Below are 14412 nucleotides of genomic sequence, written 5' to 3' on the forward strand. Positions count from 1 at the left end.
AGTGTTTATTCATATTGCCGCTTCTCAGTTATTACTCTGCCCAGACACAAATACACAAATCAAAGTAAATAAAAATAGCATTATATAAAAATATAAAAGCTCTCCAATATAAACTATGTATAAAAAATATTTTTATTTCAGTGAAAATAGATGTAAAAATACATAAATAGTGATACTATTTTGATGTATTAAAGGTTTTTAAGATGGACTGCTAATTTACATTGTTGTCCAAGAAAATACAGTATTTATTGTGTGAAAAATAACTATAGTACTAATACTGCAATCAAGTCAAGTTTGACTTGATAACAATTTAATATCCATACTGTGGTAAGGAAATATAAATTGTCTTTCCCATATCTTCCAGAAATCAAGCTCCAATCAGGCAAATTTTTTATTAGGGAGTGGAGAATGAGGCGTGAGGAATTGGGAATGGGGGATTGGGAATTGAAGTACTGATTTTTCCTATGCCCATTGCCTCTTGCCCACTAACCACCAACAAACAACAAACAACAAACAACAAATCTCTCCAGTCTCAAAAAATCAGTATGGTACGTAATTTCTTCAGTAAGAGAGGGGAGTAATTCGTGCTATGTTGGGCTTGTCAGTTCTTTTGTTGAAAACATAAAGGATAAAAGCTAGAGGATAAAGTAGATACAAACCTTGGGTTTATCCGTAGGTTTGCTTCATACTTTATACTATTGACTTGTACCTTGAGTTGAAGAATGTGATTTAGCAGCCACAAATCTACTAATTTCAGCAAAGGCATCTGGTAAAATTTGTAAGGTTTCTAGAAGCTCTGAGCAATGGGATCGACTTGCGTACGGATCGCAATTGACGCAATGGGAGGGGATCACGCACCCGGTGAAATCATCGCTGGCGCACTGCGAGCACGAGAAGAATTGGGTGTGGAAGTCTTGTTGGTGGGTGATCCCCAAAAAATTGAAGCAGTCCTGCCACCAAAAATAAATTTGGCGCAGGTGCAGATCGTTCCGGCTGAGGACGCGATCGCGATGGATGAGGAGCCTTTGAGCGGTGTCAGACGCAAGCCCAAGGCTTCGATTAACGTGGCGATGGATTTAGTCAAGCAGGGACAGGCAGATGGTGTGATTTCTGCCGGTCACTCAGGCGCAGCAATGGCAGCAGCTTTGCTACGTTTGGGACGACTGCCCGGAATTGACCGACCAGCAATTGGTGCGGTGTTTCCCACGATGGTAGCCAGCAAGCAAGTATTAATACTTGATGTTGGCGCTAATGTAGACTGCCGTCCAAAATTTTTAGAGCAGTTTGCAGTTATGGGATCGATATATAGTCAGTACGTCTTGGGTGTTCCTGAACCAAAAATAGGTTTGTTGAACATCGGTGAGGAAGACTGCAAAGGTAATGATGCAGCTGTTCGCGCCCATCAACTGCTGCGGGAAAATTCTCAAATTGCTTTTATTGGCAATGCTGAAGGACGCGATGTACTTTCCGGTCAGTTTGATGTGATAGTATGTGACGGCTTTGTAGGCAATGTGTTGTTGAAATTTGCCGAAGCGGTCGGAGAAGTGATGCTGCAAATTATTAGAGAAGAGTTACCCCAAGGATTACAAGGTCAAGTTGGTACAGCAATTTTAAAACCGAATTTAAAGCGGATTAAACAGCGAATAGACCATGCAGAACACGGAGGTGCTTTGCTTTTAGGTGTAGACGGCATTTGTATTATTGGTCATGGTAGCTCCCAAGCACCTTCGATTTTTAATGCCATTCGCTTAGCAAAAGAAGCTGTAGACAACCAGGTGCTGCAAAGAATCCAGTCTCAATATCAAAATCAATCCTCCGGGCAACTACAGCCCGAAAGTAGTCAATAGTCAAATTTTGTTATTTGTTGGTTGATGATGGTTGGTTGGAATAAACAACAAACAACTAGCAACAAACAACTAACAACTAAACAAATGACCAATGACAAAAAGCTGATAGCTTGGGAGAAACCGGAGTGGAAACAATAGGAATAGCAATTACAGGAAGTGGCTCAGCGCTGCCAGCTACTTTCCTAGATAACCAGGGGCTGACGGAACTAGTTGAAACATCAGACGAGTGGATCAGCACGAGAACAGGAATTCGTCAACGGCATTTGGCGAAAGCTGGTGAATCTTTGGCAGATCTTGCCACTGCTGCCAGTAGTCAGGCGATCGCAATGGCTGGAATTACACCGCAACAGTTGGATCTGATTTTGCTGGCAACTTCTACGCCCGATGATTTATTTGGTAGTGCCTGTCAAATTCAAGCAAAACTAGGAGCAACAAGAGCAGTAGCATTTGATATGACGGCTGCTTGCTCCGGCTTTGTGTTTGGACTAGTTACAGCTGCCCAATTTATCAGAACTGGCGTATATCAAAATGTATTGCTGATTGGAGCAGACATTCTCTCTCGTTGGGTGGACTGGCAAGATCGACGTACCTGCGTGTTGTTCGGCGATGGTGCTGGGGCGGTAGTATTGCAGGCAAACCAGAGCGATCGCTTACTAGGATTTGAACTTAGAAGTGATGGCACTCAAAACGATTGTCTCAACCTTCCCTATACACCTGAGTCCACAGAACTGATCCCAGGCGTTAGTGTTGGTAAAGGTAACTTCCAGCCCATTACGATGAATGGCAAAGAAGTTTATCGCTTTGCCGTACAGCAAGTTCCAGAAGTTATTGACAAAGCCTTGTTTCGTGCCAACCTGAGTGTAGAGCAAGTAGACTGGCTACTATTGCATCAAGCCAATCAACGTATTCTCGACGCCGTTGCCCAGCGCCTGAATATTCCAGAACATAAAGTTATCAGTAATCTTGCCTACTATGGCAACACCTCTGCCGCCTCTATTCCCCTTGCTCTTGATGAAGTTGTGCGACAGGGCAAAATTAAAGTCGATGACATCATTGTCGCATCAGGTTTTGGTGCTGGGCTGACGTGGGGAGCGGCTATTTTTCAATGGGGACGATAGTCATTTGTCCTTTGTTTTTTTACTAATGACGAATGACTAATAACTGATGACGAATGACCAATGACTAATGACGAATGACCAATGACTAAAACCGCTTGGGTATTTCCTGGACAAGGCTCCCAATCACTGGGAATGGGAATAGATTTACTAGATGTGCCATCGGCAAAGGATAAGTTTGCCCAAGCCGAAGAAATTTTGGGATGGTCTGTAATTGAAATTTGTCAAAATGATGCCGACAAGCTAGCACATACCCTCTACACTCAGCCTTGTCTATACGTAGTAGAAAGTATTCTCGCCGATCTTCTCCAAAAAAAAGAACAACCAGATTTAGTTGCCGGCCATAGTTTAGGAGAATACACTGCTCTTTATGTCGCTGGCGTGTTTGAATGGTCGGCAGGGTTGCGTTTGGTGAAGCGTCGTGCCGAACTCATGGAAACCGCTGCTGGTGGGATGATGGCAGCTCTAATGAATTTCGACCGTGAAAAACTAGAAAAAGTCATTGCTGAAACTCCTGATGTAGTGGTGGCAAATGATAACAGTTCTGTACAAGTTGTCATTTCTGGCACACCAGCAGCTGTAGAAGCAGTAATGACCCAAGTAAAGGCAAAACGTGCGATTCCTTTAAAAGTCTCTGGCGCATTTCATTCACCTTTAATGGCAGTAGCAGCAACAGAATTTCAAGATGTTTTAGCCTCGGTAGAATTTCGTGATGCTAATGTGCCAATTTTATCAAATGTAGAGCCTGTTCCCGCCGTCAAGGCAGAAGTTTTAAAACAGCGACTGACACAACAAATGATAGGAGGAGTGCGCTGGCGAGAAATTTCACTAGCATTACCAGAAAATGGTATAGAGCGAGTAGTGGAAATTGGCCCTGGTAATGTATTAACTGGTTTAGTTAAACGCACCAGTCCTGGCTTAATATTAGAAAATGTCCGTAATCTTGCTGAATTACCTGTTTAAATTTTTCTTAACTTCTGCTGCCTGGAAAATTGGAGAAGCGATCGCAAAAACTCTTGCTTGCCACAGAAGGGACAATGGTTGTGGTTCAGGGGTGAAGTGATCGCCATTGGTGTCAAGTGAAGAAAAATAGAAACTTGTCAACTAGGTAAAACTCAATGGTTAAACTCAACACAATGGTGTTGAGAATAGCCATGACTAAGCCACGGAAGAAACAAGGAAATCCAGACTTTCGACATCGGGTAACTTCAAGAGCCCCAACAAGTGAGGAGATAGAATCACGGTTGATTGAGCTATTAAGTCCAGGAACATTTGCCAATCTCAAAGATGTTAAAGACAAAGACCGGAATTTGCGCGATCGCGTACTAACTCTACCCGTGATGGCAGTAATAGTACTGAGTTTAGTGTACCGAGAAATACATTATTTCACAGATGTGCTGCGCTACCTAGAAGTTGAAGGATTGTTGTGGGTTGAGGCAATTTCTGTGAGTCGGCAAGCCACAACTAATCGCCTGGAGAGCTTGCCCGCCCACCTATTGCTCAAGCTGTTTGAGCAAGTAATAGAGCGTCTAGCAGCCAAGAAAAACAGAAATGAAGTTGCACCAATGTGGGCATCGGTAGCTTCCAGGTTTGGTGCAGTGTGGATTGCGGATGCATCGACTTTAGAAGCAGTCAAAAAACATTTGGGACAACTTCAACAAAAAACAGGTGCAGTTTTAGGAGGGAAGATGCTGATGGTAGTGGAAGCATTTAGCCATCGCCCGGTTGCTGCATTTTTCGACGCTGATGCCAAACGTAACGAAACCAAATGGTGGCAAGAAATAACACAATTGTTGCCAGAGCGAAGATGCATTTTTACTGACAAAACGTTTGTTGGGTTTATCTTATCTGTGGGTTGGCGGTACTAATGGTGTGCAGATGCAAATATATGCTACATGGATTTTCTATGCTGTCCTCAATGATTTGTCTGCTGATGTCGCTGTAGCTTTGCAACAGCCCTTAGAACGTATTTCAGTAGAAATGGTTTTCCGCAGTTTATATTTTTTCCATCGCGCACGATCGCACAATTCACAACTACAACTTATTCCTTGGCTCGTAGAGCATCAGCGTTCTATGGGCTTGGTTAAAGCTGTTCGCCAACGACATCGACGTAACGCTGCAAGGTCGCTTGACATCTGGGCTGATGCCTTAACTTCACACCAATGAGCGATCGCCCACTCATAATAGATTTTTATTAGTCAAACGGTTGAATATTTATAATATATTAAGTAATTATGCGGAAGTATCTAGTATATTTTTGGTGTATAGGAAATTCTGTATATTATGAAGTATGAGTTCTACATTCCAGTTACTAAAACAGTCAGCAATTACATATAGAGAAATCGTCAGTATAATAAAGAGTTAGCTGGTGTTATCGAGTCACGGTAAAATGCTCGCATGGTTCAAGCGTTTCTAACGACTCTGCTGGCAACGGTATTTCTAGCCGGATGGCTTATGGTAGCCAGTATATTTGGCTGGTTAACAGGAGGAGTAAGTCTAACGCTATCAGCTTGGGTTGGGCAATTTACACCTGCTATCGCCACGTTGCTAATTCGCTGGTTCCGTCGAGAAAAATGGACAGATGCTGGCTTCCGGTTTTCTTCCTTTTACTGGTATTTCAAGGCATGGGTAACTGCCATTGCGCTCTTCATAAGTGCATTTGCCATAAGTGCTTTGTTGGGTTGGGGGACTGTGGCTCGTTCTTGGAGCGATATTGCTGTGCGAGCAAAATCGCTGGGCTTCGTGAGCTTATCTCCTGAGCCAGTTGGTATCATCGGCTTCATGCTGTTCTCTCTTTTTGTTTTACCTCTGCTGCTCAGCTTCTTTGCTTTAGGAGAGGAAATCGGATGGCGCGGTTATGTCCTGCCAAATTTGCTACCTTTAGGTCGGCGTCATGCTCTCATTATCTCCGGCTTACTCGGTTCAGTCTGGCACATTCCCCTGGTTCTAGTTGGTCAAGCATACCCAGGTCATAGGGTTACGGGATTGCTGCTGATCTTTCCATTTATTACTGGAGTGTGGATCATATTGGGATACTTTCGTCTAGGCTCGGGTAGTGTCTTTGTTTCGACTTTACTGCATGGTACACTCAACGCACAAATGATTGGACCTGCCGTGCTCATAGTTGCCATTTCCTCTCCAATTTATGGTGGATTTATGGGAATTGCGGGCATTGTGATTGTGTGGATTGCTGCATTGTGGTGCCTAAGATTTAATAGGGAAATTGTATGGTAAGCGATCGCGCACAACAACCCTTATAATTCTCTCTCCCTTTTCAAAAAAGTTGTACTACGCCCTTGTACTACGCCCTTGACGCCCTGTATTGTGTAGTATTCATGTATTGTTGGCACTACAAGATAAGCGAACAGTTCTTATGCACTCTGGTGACATGCCTGTCGCAAAAGTGGACATCAACGTATCTCTCGTGGAACAGTTGGTCGCCGCGCAGTTTCCCCAGTGGGCAGACCTTCCGATCAAGCCAGTTGCATTCGGTGGGGTGGACAACAGAACCTTTCATCTTGGCGAGGACATGTCTGTGCGACTTCCGAGTGCCGAAAGGTACTCCGCGCAAGTGGAAAAGGAACACCGATGGTTGCCGAAACTTGCGCCACTTCTACCGCTGCCAATCCCTGTCCCTCTGGCGATGGGTGTCCCCGGCGATGGGTATCCTTGGCATTGGTCTATCTATCGCTGGCTCGAAGGCGAGAACGCCGCTATTGAGCGCATCGCCGATCTTCGCCAATTCGCGATCGCGCTGGCTCAATTCCTTGCCGCCCTACAGCAGATTGATCCAGCGGGCGGCCCACCACCTGGGCCGCACAACTTTTTTCGGGGCGGATCGCTGACAATTTATGACGCGGATACCCGGCAGTCAGTTGCAAACTTAGACAGCGAGATTGATACCGACGCAGTGACCGCGGTGTGGGAAGCAGCCCTCAAGGCAACATGGCACGGCTCACCCGTCTGGTTCCACGGAGATGTCAGTGCAGCGAACCTGCTCGTCAAAAGGGGGCAATTAAGTGTCGTCATCGACTTTGGGTGTTCGGGCGTCGGCGATCCCGCATGCGACTTGACGATTGCGTGGACACTCTTGGAAGGGGAAAGCCGGGAAGCTTTCCGCACAGCTGTTCCAGTTGATGACGCAACCTGGGCGCGAGCCCGTGGCTGGGCACTGTGGAAGGCCCTGATTACACTTGTCGAACACATAGATACCAATCCCTTAGAAGCAGGAAAGGCCCGACGCGTAATTGATGAAGTGCTTGCCGATTATGAGCACGCCGTATGATACATGACACATCAACATGCTCAAGAAAAACCGTTCCGGTGGCGACACCACATTATGCTGATGCACACACGCATTTGTGAGGTCATCTGCGTCCAATGAGCGCGAACGTTATACTACCGAGGCTGTGGGGATGTAACTGCAAAGTTATCTGTTTGTGTTTAATCTCAAGTTACTGACTGGTTTGCTGCGGGACAATTGCCCTAAAACAACTTGCTAACATCAGATATAAGTGGTAATTGATCCAATAACTAACTTTAACGATCAAAAGTAGTGGCGATCGCCGATCCTTCATTTTGTCTGAATTATCTGACAGCGCTTACCTAGTCAGTCGAGAAATAGGCGATCGCACACTCAATAATAGATTTTTTATTAGTCAAACAGAGCAAACGAATGCGATCAGAGCTTGTCCTGTTAGTATGTACAGGTGTACATACTATAATTGAGATGGCTTACCAATGGAATAGGGATAAGGCAGCGGCCAATCTTCGCAAGCATGGTATCGACTTCGCTGATGCAGTATCCGTTTTCTCAGATGATCTGGCAATTACTATTCCAGACGATCAGTTTGACGAAGAACGGTTCGTCACGATCGGTAACGATGCATTTGGCAGAGTTTTGGTGGTTGTCTACACGCTACGGGACGATGAAATTCGCCTTATTTCTGCCCGCAAAGCAACTCGGCAAGAACGACAGCAATACGAGGAGGGATAGTCATGAAAGCAGAATATGATTTTAGTCAAGGTAAGCGAGGGGCTATCGACCCAACCCCACCCGGAAAAACTCGCATCACAATTCGGTTAGATGATGAGGTTCTAACGTGGTTTCGTGAGCAAGTTCATTTAGCAGGTGGAGGAAACTACCAAACCTTAATTAATGAAGCCTTGCGACAGTATATTCAGCAAAGCCGTGAGCCTTTGGAGGAAACCTTACGCAGAGTCATTCGCGAAGAACTTAAGCGTATTGAGCGATAAGGTACTTGCTGAGGGCTAACAACCTTGCTGGAGCGGACTGGCGGTAAACCTCGGTCGTTTTGCAAAAGAGTCTGGTAGCTGCTCAACAGGAACCTTATACTACCGAGACTGTGGGGATGTAACCGCAAAGTTATCTTTTTGTGTTTAATCTCAAGTTACTGGCTGGTTTGCTGCGGGATAATCGCCCTAAAATAACTTGCTAACATCACAGATAAGTGGTAATTGATCCAATAACTAACTTTAACGATCAAAAGTAGTAGCGATCGCTTATCCTGAAATTCTGTCTGATTTCAATTATCTTCTGTGACCAAAAGTCGCGAACCATTCGCAAGTCTTTTACTCTACCACGCCTTTAAGTGGTCTGTCGTTAACCCCATGTTGCGCGTTTATTTTCGGGGTAAAGTTTATGGTGCAGAAAAAGTCCCCCTCAGCGGGCCTTTAGTAGTGGTAAGCAATCATGCTAGTAACTACGATCCACCGATTATTTCCAACTGTGTACGCCGTCCTGTGGCTTACATGGCCAAAGAAGAACTGTTTAAAATTCCAGTTTTGAAACAAGCAATTGAATTATATGGTGCTTATCCAGTCAGTCGGGGTAGTGCCGATCGCGCCGCCATTCGTGCAGCCCTCAAATATCTTGATGAAGGATGGGCTGTCGGTGTTTTTTTACAAGGTACTCGCACCCTAGATGGACGCGTTACAGATCCGAAGCGAGGCGCAGCACTGATTGCTGCAAAGGCAAAAGCACCATTATTGCCAGTTTGTTTGTGGGGTACGCAGGAAATTGAGCAAAAAGGCGCGCTGCTTCCTCGTGCAGTTCCTGTAACGGTGAGAATTGGCGATTTGATTGAACCACCCAGTTCCACAGATAAAGAGGAATTAGAAGCGCTAACGCAAAAATGTGCTGTGGCGATCAATGCCCTGCATGAGTTAGGGCGATGAAAAAGATAGATAGAGTAGACAGGAAATATGCACTAAGGAAGTGGTTCTTGGCACTGAAAGTCTATAAGTTAAATGTTGATTGTTGATGGTTGGTTGTTGGTTGTTAGCTAGTTAGTAGTCCTACTCCACTAACCACTAACCACTGTAGAGACGTGCCATGGCACGTCTCTACAACCACTAACCAATTAAAAATTTAACTATTATCAGGCTCTCGCCAAATAACTTATGAGTAGCTTTGGAGCAAACAATTTTTGGTCGCGACTAAACAACCTTGCCTTAGTTCGATTTTTGCTTTTAGTTGCTTCTGGTTGGGCAATAATCCAACTTTTAGCTTACTTTGAACCAGTCATTGTTATTTTTACATTTGCTGCTATTTTAGCTTTTTTGCTTAGCTATCCCGTACAATGGCTGCGGCGTTTTTTACCCCACGGTTTAGCAGTTTTTGTAGTTTTTTTGGTTAGTATCGTAATTATTGGAGGTCTAGCAGTTACTGTTGGCTTGACTGTTTTATCTCAAGGACAACAATTAATTGACAGTGTTAGTGCTTTTCTCAATTCTTTAGTACCTCTTTTAGAGCGAATAGAAGAGTTATTAAATAAACGTAACATTCAACTTGATTTAACTGTAATTGAAGATCAAATACGCAATCAAGCTATAACCAGTATTGTATCTAGCTTGGCTATTTTACAATCTATTTTAACTAATTTTTTAACCTTTATATTAATTGCAGTTATCGCTTTCTTCATGTTGCTAGATGGAGAAAAAATTTGGTATTTTTTAATTAAACAGATACCTCCGCAACGACGTAGCAGGTTTACAACTGTAATCAGACGTAAATTTTTAGGATTTTTTCGGGGTCAGTTACTATTAACTTTATTCCTGGCAAGTACAACTTTTATTGTTTTCTTACTATTAAAAGTTCCATTTGCATTGATACTGTCAGTGATAGTCGGGTTAGTCGATATAATTCCTGGTATTGGTGCAACATTAGGAATCAGCATCATTACATTAATTGTGTTATCTCATGGCGTTTGGTTGGCTCTAAAAGTACTGGTAGCTTGCATTGTACTTCAGCAAATCCAAGATAACTTAATTGCACCTCGCATTATGCAAGGTGCACTGAATCTGAATCCTGTAGTTGTATTTTTTGCATTACTAGTAGGTGCAAGAGTAGCAGGTTTACTGGGTATTTTTATTTCAATTCCTATCGCTGGTGTTATTGTTTCTATGTTTGAAATAGATGAAATGAAATCGGAAGTTTAGTTATTGGTCATTTGTCAAAAGTTTTTGCTAGTAAAAATCAAAAAATATTCTGTATATGTACATATTGATTAGTAGTTTTCCTTTAAATTAGCTTAAAAAGTGGCTATGCTTTCTGTAAATTTGTCTAGTATAGTAACTAATGAATATAAAATAATGACTAATGACTAATCAAGATTTAAGAGCAGAATTAACAGAAAACCTGGATGAGGCTGAATGGGAGTGGTTAATTCCCCATGCACAGAGAGATGCAGTAATTGTGGTAGCAGCAGGATTAGATTTGTTGGAAGTGGGGGTAGCCATTGCTAGCGATCGCGTTTTGGAAGTACAAAACTGGATTGATGAGGCATTAATTACCAAACCTTCTTTAGACCAATTGGGTGAATGGAATAGCGATCGCACTAAGCGGTTTAATACTCTGATTGTGCAGCCCTTTGTACTCGTGCAAGAAAAATTCGCCGCTTAAGCCAATAAAAGCCTGCACAAGCAAGCTTCAATAACCTCTGGCACTCAGTTCACTGGTAAGCAGCCACAACTGCTTGGCAGGTTTGCGATTTTGTGAGTGGCTCTTAAGTTTCCACCGAGAGCATTTTGATATGATGGTCTAAATTATGCAAGAGCTGATTGAGAGCATTAAAACTCTCTAGCTGACTCGAATTGACACTGCGGTTAAGGAGAAGCCTTTCTTGCAATTCATGCAATTTGTAGCTGAGTTGCTGAGAAATACCCAAAGCGTCGCGGCTAAGGCGTGTTAACTGTTGTTGTTGATAGAATTTTAACGCTGCTCCTCGCAGTACCTGTAATGTTGCCTCTTCGCCATACATTCCTGGCATGACTCGCAAGCGCAGTAACAAACGGTCTTGTTGATACAAGCATTCTCTCTCTACTTGTTTTGGTTCTGCGAGTGTAATCACAGGAAGAGAACCAAATCGTTTTAATTCATTCATTACCCCCTGAAAGCCAGACAGGGGCACTTTTTCTAATACTGACTGCAAAACTCCATTTTCACTCCACAGAATCCTGCCAGTGTAAGGAAGCCTTTCTAAGTAAAGCCGACCAATTCCTCCAGCTAATACTCGCCCTAATAATTCTTCCAGTAATTTTTTTGGTGGTAATGTCAATAGCACTTCTACAGGCGTGAATTCCTCTGGAACTGGCACTGATAAAACAGGTAATTTACTGAGAGTTGGTGAGTCTACAGTATGCTCCTGCTGTACTTCTGTTTTGGGGTGTGTGGTAGCATTAGAGTCAGCGTTGATGGGAGAATCTGAATGCAAAAGGGAATTTTCAGGAGTTGGTGGCTGAGCTAAGAAATCTGTTGGTTGTTGATTTGGTTCTAAGTGGATATTTGTAGAGGCAAGAATTTGCTCAAAATCTTTGAGTGTGCTTTGTTCTTGACCAGTTGCCACCGAAGCTTGAGGCTGTTGTGGAACTTTCAATTGGGATGTATTTTTATAGTTGAGATATTCAGAGAGTATGCTGCGGTGGTTATCGCCTGTGATTGGTAGAGGTATCAATTTGCAATTAATATAAGACAAAATCCGACAAACGTAATTAAGCGCCGCACTGTCTTCTGAATTGACCATACCCAAGAACAAGCTGTTGTCTTCTATTTTTAAGGGCAAAACTTGATGGTAGAGGCAAGCTTCAAAAGACAAAAGACTCTCAATCAGCCGGAATATTTGCTCGCGTTCCAGTTTTTGCTCCCACTGCGTTAGTGTATCGGATAGCACTTCTTGCTGAGCACTGGCTTCTGTATCAGTTGGTTTGCCCTCTGAAGACAACATAGGCTTTGATTGCTTGATGTTTCTTTATATACTATTCTGCCTTTAAGTTTTTGGACAGTAAATAAATCATCACCTTTAGATAAATTAAGGGAAGGAGGACAAGGAGGGATGGGGTGATGGGGCGAACCGCTTCGCGGAATTCAAAATTCAAAAATTTTGACTTTTGACTTTTGAATGTGTGAATGCGTGACTTTTCATCTCCCCACCTCCCCACCTCCGGTTCTCCCACTCCCCCTCTCTCCCTTGTCTTACCACTCCCAATACCTTACTCTTGGGTTCTCAAAGCTTGGGCTGTTAGATAGACTTTAGTCCATTCACCCATTACCTGATGGCTTTTGAGTTTTAGCTTTTCGGCTACTTCTTCTATGCTATTGCCAGCCCTTCGCAGTTCTAAAATCTGCCGCTGAGTCGGCGTCAATTTTTCGTGTAACTGCTGAAGTTGGTTTGGTGTCAGTCCCAAGTTATGCTCCTGCAAAGATGTTTGCAGCCAAGATTCGACTAGTTCTGGTTTATCTTTGAGAGCGAAAACACGCACGGCGTGGTAGCTAATTTTTTCGCGAAGCCGATAAACCTCCTTAATCGGCTTGTTTAATTTTTTGGCGATCGCATCTTGGGATTTGCCTTGCAGGTATAGGCGCAACCACTCAACAGCTTCTTGCCCAAGATTTTCTTGTAAGTAATCTTCAAATTCCTGTTTGACTGACTGTCGCAGCGTCTGCTGTTCTTCTAGTTCTTGTGCTTCTTGATATTCTGCGATCGCTTGGCTATCGACCAAGTTCACCCGGTTGTCACTGTCGTCTGTAAGAATCTCTTCCGAGACTAGCCGAATCATGTCACTACCAGGCACTTGAGTTAGGCCGCCACGCTGGGTTCTACGTAAGTAATTTACAAAACGATACACGAGCAGCGGTTGATTGCGTACAGGTCGCAAACAATATTCTTCTGTGCTGGCAAACAGTAGTGCATTCCGCAATCGGGGATCGGTCGTAAATTCAGAAATAAAAGCCATTTGCTGCTGCATGTAATTATCACTTTGCAGCAATTCTTGAATGACTTCTTGCAGAACATCTAACACACTCCGTTGGCGATCGCGGCTGAGGGCAACCCACGTCTGAATTTTATGCCGCAATGTCACCAAACTGCCTAAACGAGTGATTAAATTGCGATAAGCAGTTTCTCGTCCTTTGCCTAAATAGCGTTGATGTAATATCTTCCAGCGATATTCCATCGCTTGTTTGGCAATTTCCAATTCCTTGGGGTTGAACTGATCAAACCGCTCTTGGTTACTTCCTAAAAGCCAGTAAACCACGCTTTCTCTATTGGCCGCAGGTTGTTCTGGACACTCTTGGGCTAGACGCTTGTGCCAGAACTGTGCTATTTTGTCTGCCTCAGAAGCCATAGTGAGATTGCGCTCCTCGAAACCCTGTTTTAAAGTTTGCATCACAACCCCCGTTTGTTGTCCCACTCAACTTTTTGATTGGCAGTTGCCCCCAATTACCAGATGTCCAGTCCAGACATCTCAGTGATTCTACTTTTATTACGTTCTGACTCACTGGTTTTATGCAGGAGTTTCTGCACTTGCATGAAAGTTTCCGATCTCATATTCCTGGAAATCAAAGTCTGTGAGCAACTTTCCCCACTGTCCCAGATTTTTAACTTTTATAAACTACATTCATTTTTCAACTCAGAAAAAGTGTTTCACTAAGAGTGGATGGGGACGCTCCTTGGCCGATGAGAAGTTAGAAAAGGCTGACATTTGCCCCCATTCGCATGGCAAATTATGATTTCCCTGTATGTAGACGCTGTTTTAGCTCTTTTGGTTTCACTCCTGTGGGAGTCCCCAAAACAATTAAAAATTAATAAATTGAAAATTAAAAATTGGAAAACATGGGTATTACATAGATTAAATGTGTAATTGATTAATATTGAGTACAAAAATTCTGCATTTAACCAATAAATTTACGTATATTTTTGCAACTCGTATTATAAAACTTGCTATAATTACGATTCCGCAGCATTCTCTATAAGAGCCAGAGACTCTGTCGTTACCAAGTTCAACCTGGTAACGAGGGTGGGGCTGCTGATTCCTGGCTGTTGCAATTGCTGCAACATGTGAATAGAGAAAGCAAAAATATATTGCTACATTGATTCATAGCATTTATTTAGCAAGACTACTTTTCCTCGTCCTCAAAATCTTGTTTGAGA

Annotated in this window: 15 protein-coding genes; 12 read left to right on the forward strand and 3 right to left on the reverse strand. The window is 43.3% G+C overall.

The features are described from left to right. The first annotated feature begins 803 nt into the window (after window positions 1-803). The 3 genes from plsX (at window position 804) to fabD (ending at window position 3925) form a co-directional block, all read left to right on the forward strand. A complete protein-coding gene (plsX, locus tag FIS9605_RS0120880) occupies window positions 804-1847 on the forward strand; it encodes a phosphate acyltransferase PlsX (protein WP_035139982.1) in 1044 nt (347 codons plus the stop codon). A 125-nt stretch (window positions 1848-1972) separates the two neighbouring features. Then, complete coding sequence (locus tag FIS9605_RS0120890; RefSeq protein ID WP_026734329.1) at window positions 1973-2965, forward strand: beta-ketoacyl-ACP synthase III; 993 nt, start codon at window positions 1973-1975, stop codon at window positions 2963-2965. 81 nt (window positions 2966-3046) lie between these two features. Next, entirely contained in the window at window positions 3047-3925 is an 879-nt protein-coding gene (fabD, locus tag FIS9605_RS0120895) for an ACP S-malonyltransferase (RefSeq protein ID WP_026734330.1), read from the forward strand. Here fabD and FIS9605_RS45390 read toward each other — a convergent pair. After that, complete coding sequence (locus FIS9605_RS45390; RefSeq protein ID WP_231510407.1) at window positions 3914-4066, reverse strand: hypothetical protein; 153 nt, start codon at window positions 4064-4066, stop codon at window positions 3914-3916. The two genes, fabD and FIS9605_RS45390, sit on opposite strands and share 12 nt — an antisense overlap. 50 nt (window positions 4067-4116) lie before the next feature. Here FIS9605_RS45390 and FIS9605_RS37665 point away from each other — a divergent pair, with 50 nt between their 5' ends. The 9 genes from FIS9605_RS37665 to FIS9605_RS0120935 all read left to right on the forward strand — a co-directional run bounded on the left by FIS9605_RS37665 (window position 4117) and on the right by FIS9605_RS0120935 (window position 10886). Then, window positions 4117-4830, forward strand: coding sequence for a hypothetical protein (locus FIS9605_RS37665; protein WP_442854718.1), 714 nt, complete (start codon window positions 4117-4119; stop codon window positions 4828-4830). Between the two features lie 10 nt (window positions 4831-4840). Further along, window positions 4841-5128, forward strand: coding sequence for a hypothetical protein (locus FIS9605_RS46675; RefSeq protein ID WP_051470087.1), 288 nt, complete (start codon window positions 4841-4843; stop codon window positions 5126-5128). Window positions 5129-5359: 231 nt separating this feature from the next. Continuing rightward, on the forward strand, window positions 5360-6196 hold the full coding sequence (locus tag FIS9605_RS0120905) for a CPBP family glutamic-type intramembrane protease (RefSeq protein WP_026734331.1): 837 nt from the start codon (window positions 5360-5362) through the stop codon (window positions 6194-6196). A gap of 154 nt (window positions 6197-6350) precedes the next feature. Further along, window positions 6351-7247 carry an aminoglycoside phosphotransferase family protein gene (locus FIS9605_RS0120910; protein WP_197036100.1) on the forward strand — a complete coding sequence of 299 codons (897 nt, stop codon included), beginning with the start codon at window positions 6351-6353 and terminating at the stop codon, window positions 7245-7247. Window positions 7248-7637: 390 nt separating this feature from the next. Further along, window positions 7638-7958 carry a BrnT family toxin gene (locus FIS9605_RS0120915; RefSeq protein WP_331280971.1) on the forward strand — a complete coding sequence of 107 codons (321 nt, stop codon included), beginning with the start codon at window positions 7638-7640 and terminating at the stop codon, window positions 7956-7958. Between the two features lie 2 nt (window positions 7959-7960). Beyond that, window positions 7961-8218, forward strand: a complete 258-nt coding sequence (locus tag FIS9605_RS0120920) for a BrnA antitoxin family protein (protein WP_026734334.1) — start codon at window positions 7961-7963, stop codon at window positions 8216-8218. Window positions 8219-8521: 303 nt separating this feature from the next. After that, complete coding sequence (locus FIS9605_RS0120925; RefSeq protein ID WP_026734335.1) at window positions 8522-9160, forward strand: lysophospholipid acyltransferase family protein; 639 nt, start codon at window positions 8522-8524, stop codon at window positions 9158-9160. Between the two features lie 225 nt (window positions 9161-9385). Next, window positions 9386-10423, forward strand: a complete 1038-nt coding sequence (locus FIS9605_RS0120930; protein ID WP_026734336.1) for an AI-2E family transporter — start codon at window positions 9386-9388, stop codon at window positions 10421-10423. A gap of 160 nt (window positions 10424-10583) precedes the next feature. After that, window positions 10584-10886, forward strand: coding sequence for a DUF2288 domain-containing protein (locus FIS9605_RS0120935; RefSeq protein WP_026734337.1), 303 nt, complete (start codon window positions 10584-10586; stop codon window positions 10884-10886). A gap of 103 nt (window positions 10887-10989) precedes the next feature. On the opposite strand, the gene FIS9605_RS0120940 is transcribed toward FIS9605_RS0120935, so the two are convergent. Together FIS9605_RS0120940 and FIS9605_RS0120950 are read right to left on the reverse strand one after the other, a co-directional pair. Beyond that, entirely contained in the window at window positions 10990-12207 is a 1218-nt protein-coding gene (locus tag FIS9605_RS0120940) for a hypothetical protein (RefSeq protein ID WP_026734338.1), read from the reverse strand. Between the two features lie 265 nt (window positions 12208-12472). Next, complete coding sequence (locus FIS9605_RS0120950; RefSeq protein WP_026734340.1) at window positions 12473-13648, reverse strand: HetZ-related protein 2; 1176 nt, start codon at window positions 13646-13648, stop codon at window positions 12473-12475. Window positions 13649-14412 lie beyond the last annotated feature (764 nt).

The organism is Fischerella sp. PCC 9605 (genome assembly GCF_000517105.1).
Taxonomy (GTDB): Bacteria; Cyanobacteriota; Cyanobacteriia; order Cyanobacteriales; family Nostocaceae; genus PCC9605.

Coding starts and splice junctions, on each gene's coding strand:
- FIS9605_RS0120940 (WP_026734338.1), bottom strand. CDS start 12,207: ATGTTGTCTTCAGAGGGCAAACCAACTGATACAGAAGCCAGTGCTCAG.
- FIS9605_RS0120920 (WP_026734334.1), top strand. CDS start 7,961: ATGAAAGCAGAATATGATTTTAGTCAAGGTAAGCGAGGGGCTATCGAC.
- plsX (WP_035139982.1), top strand. CDS start 804: ATGGGATCGACTTGCGTACGGATCGCAATTGACGCAATGGGAGGGGAT.
- FIS9605_RS0120915 (WP_331280971.1), top strand. CDS start 7,638: ATGCGATCAGAGCTTGTCCTGTTAGTATGTACAGGTGTACATACTATA.
- FIS9605_RS0120910 (WP_197036100.1), top strand. CDS start 6,351: ATGCCTGTCGCAAAAGTGGACATCAACGTATCTCTCGTGGAACAGTTG.
- FIS9605_RS0120930 (WP_026734336.1), top strand. CDS start 9,386: ATGAGTAGCTTTGGAGCAAACAATTTTTGGTCGCGACTAAACAACCTT.
- FIS9605_RS0120905 (WP_026734331.1), top strand. CDS start 5,360: ATGGTTCAAGCGTTTCTAACGACTCTGCTGGCAACGGTATTTCTAGCC.
- FIS9605_RS0120935 (WP_026734337.1), top strand. CDS start 10,584: ATGACTAATCAAGATTTAAGAGCAGAATTAACAGAAAACCTGGATGAG.
- fabD (WP_026734330.1), top strand. CDS start 3,047: ATGACTAAAACCGCTTGGGTATTTCCTGGACAAGGCTCCCAATCACTG.
- FIS9605_RS37665 (WP_442854718.1), top strand. CDS start 4,117: ATGACTAAGCCACGGAAGAAACAAGGAAATCCAGACTTTCGACATCGG.
- FIS9605_RS0120950 (WP_026734340.1), bottom strand. CDS start 13,648: ATGCAAACTTTAAAACAGGGTTTCGAGGAGCGCAATCTCACTATGGCT.
- FIS9605_RS46675 (WP_051470087.1), top strand. CDS start 4,841: ATGCAAATATATGCTACATGGATTTTCTATGCTGTCCTCAATGATTTG.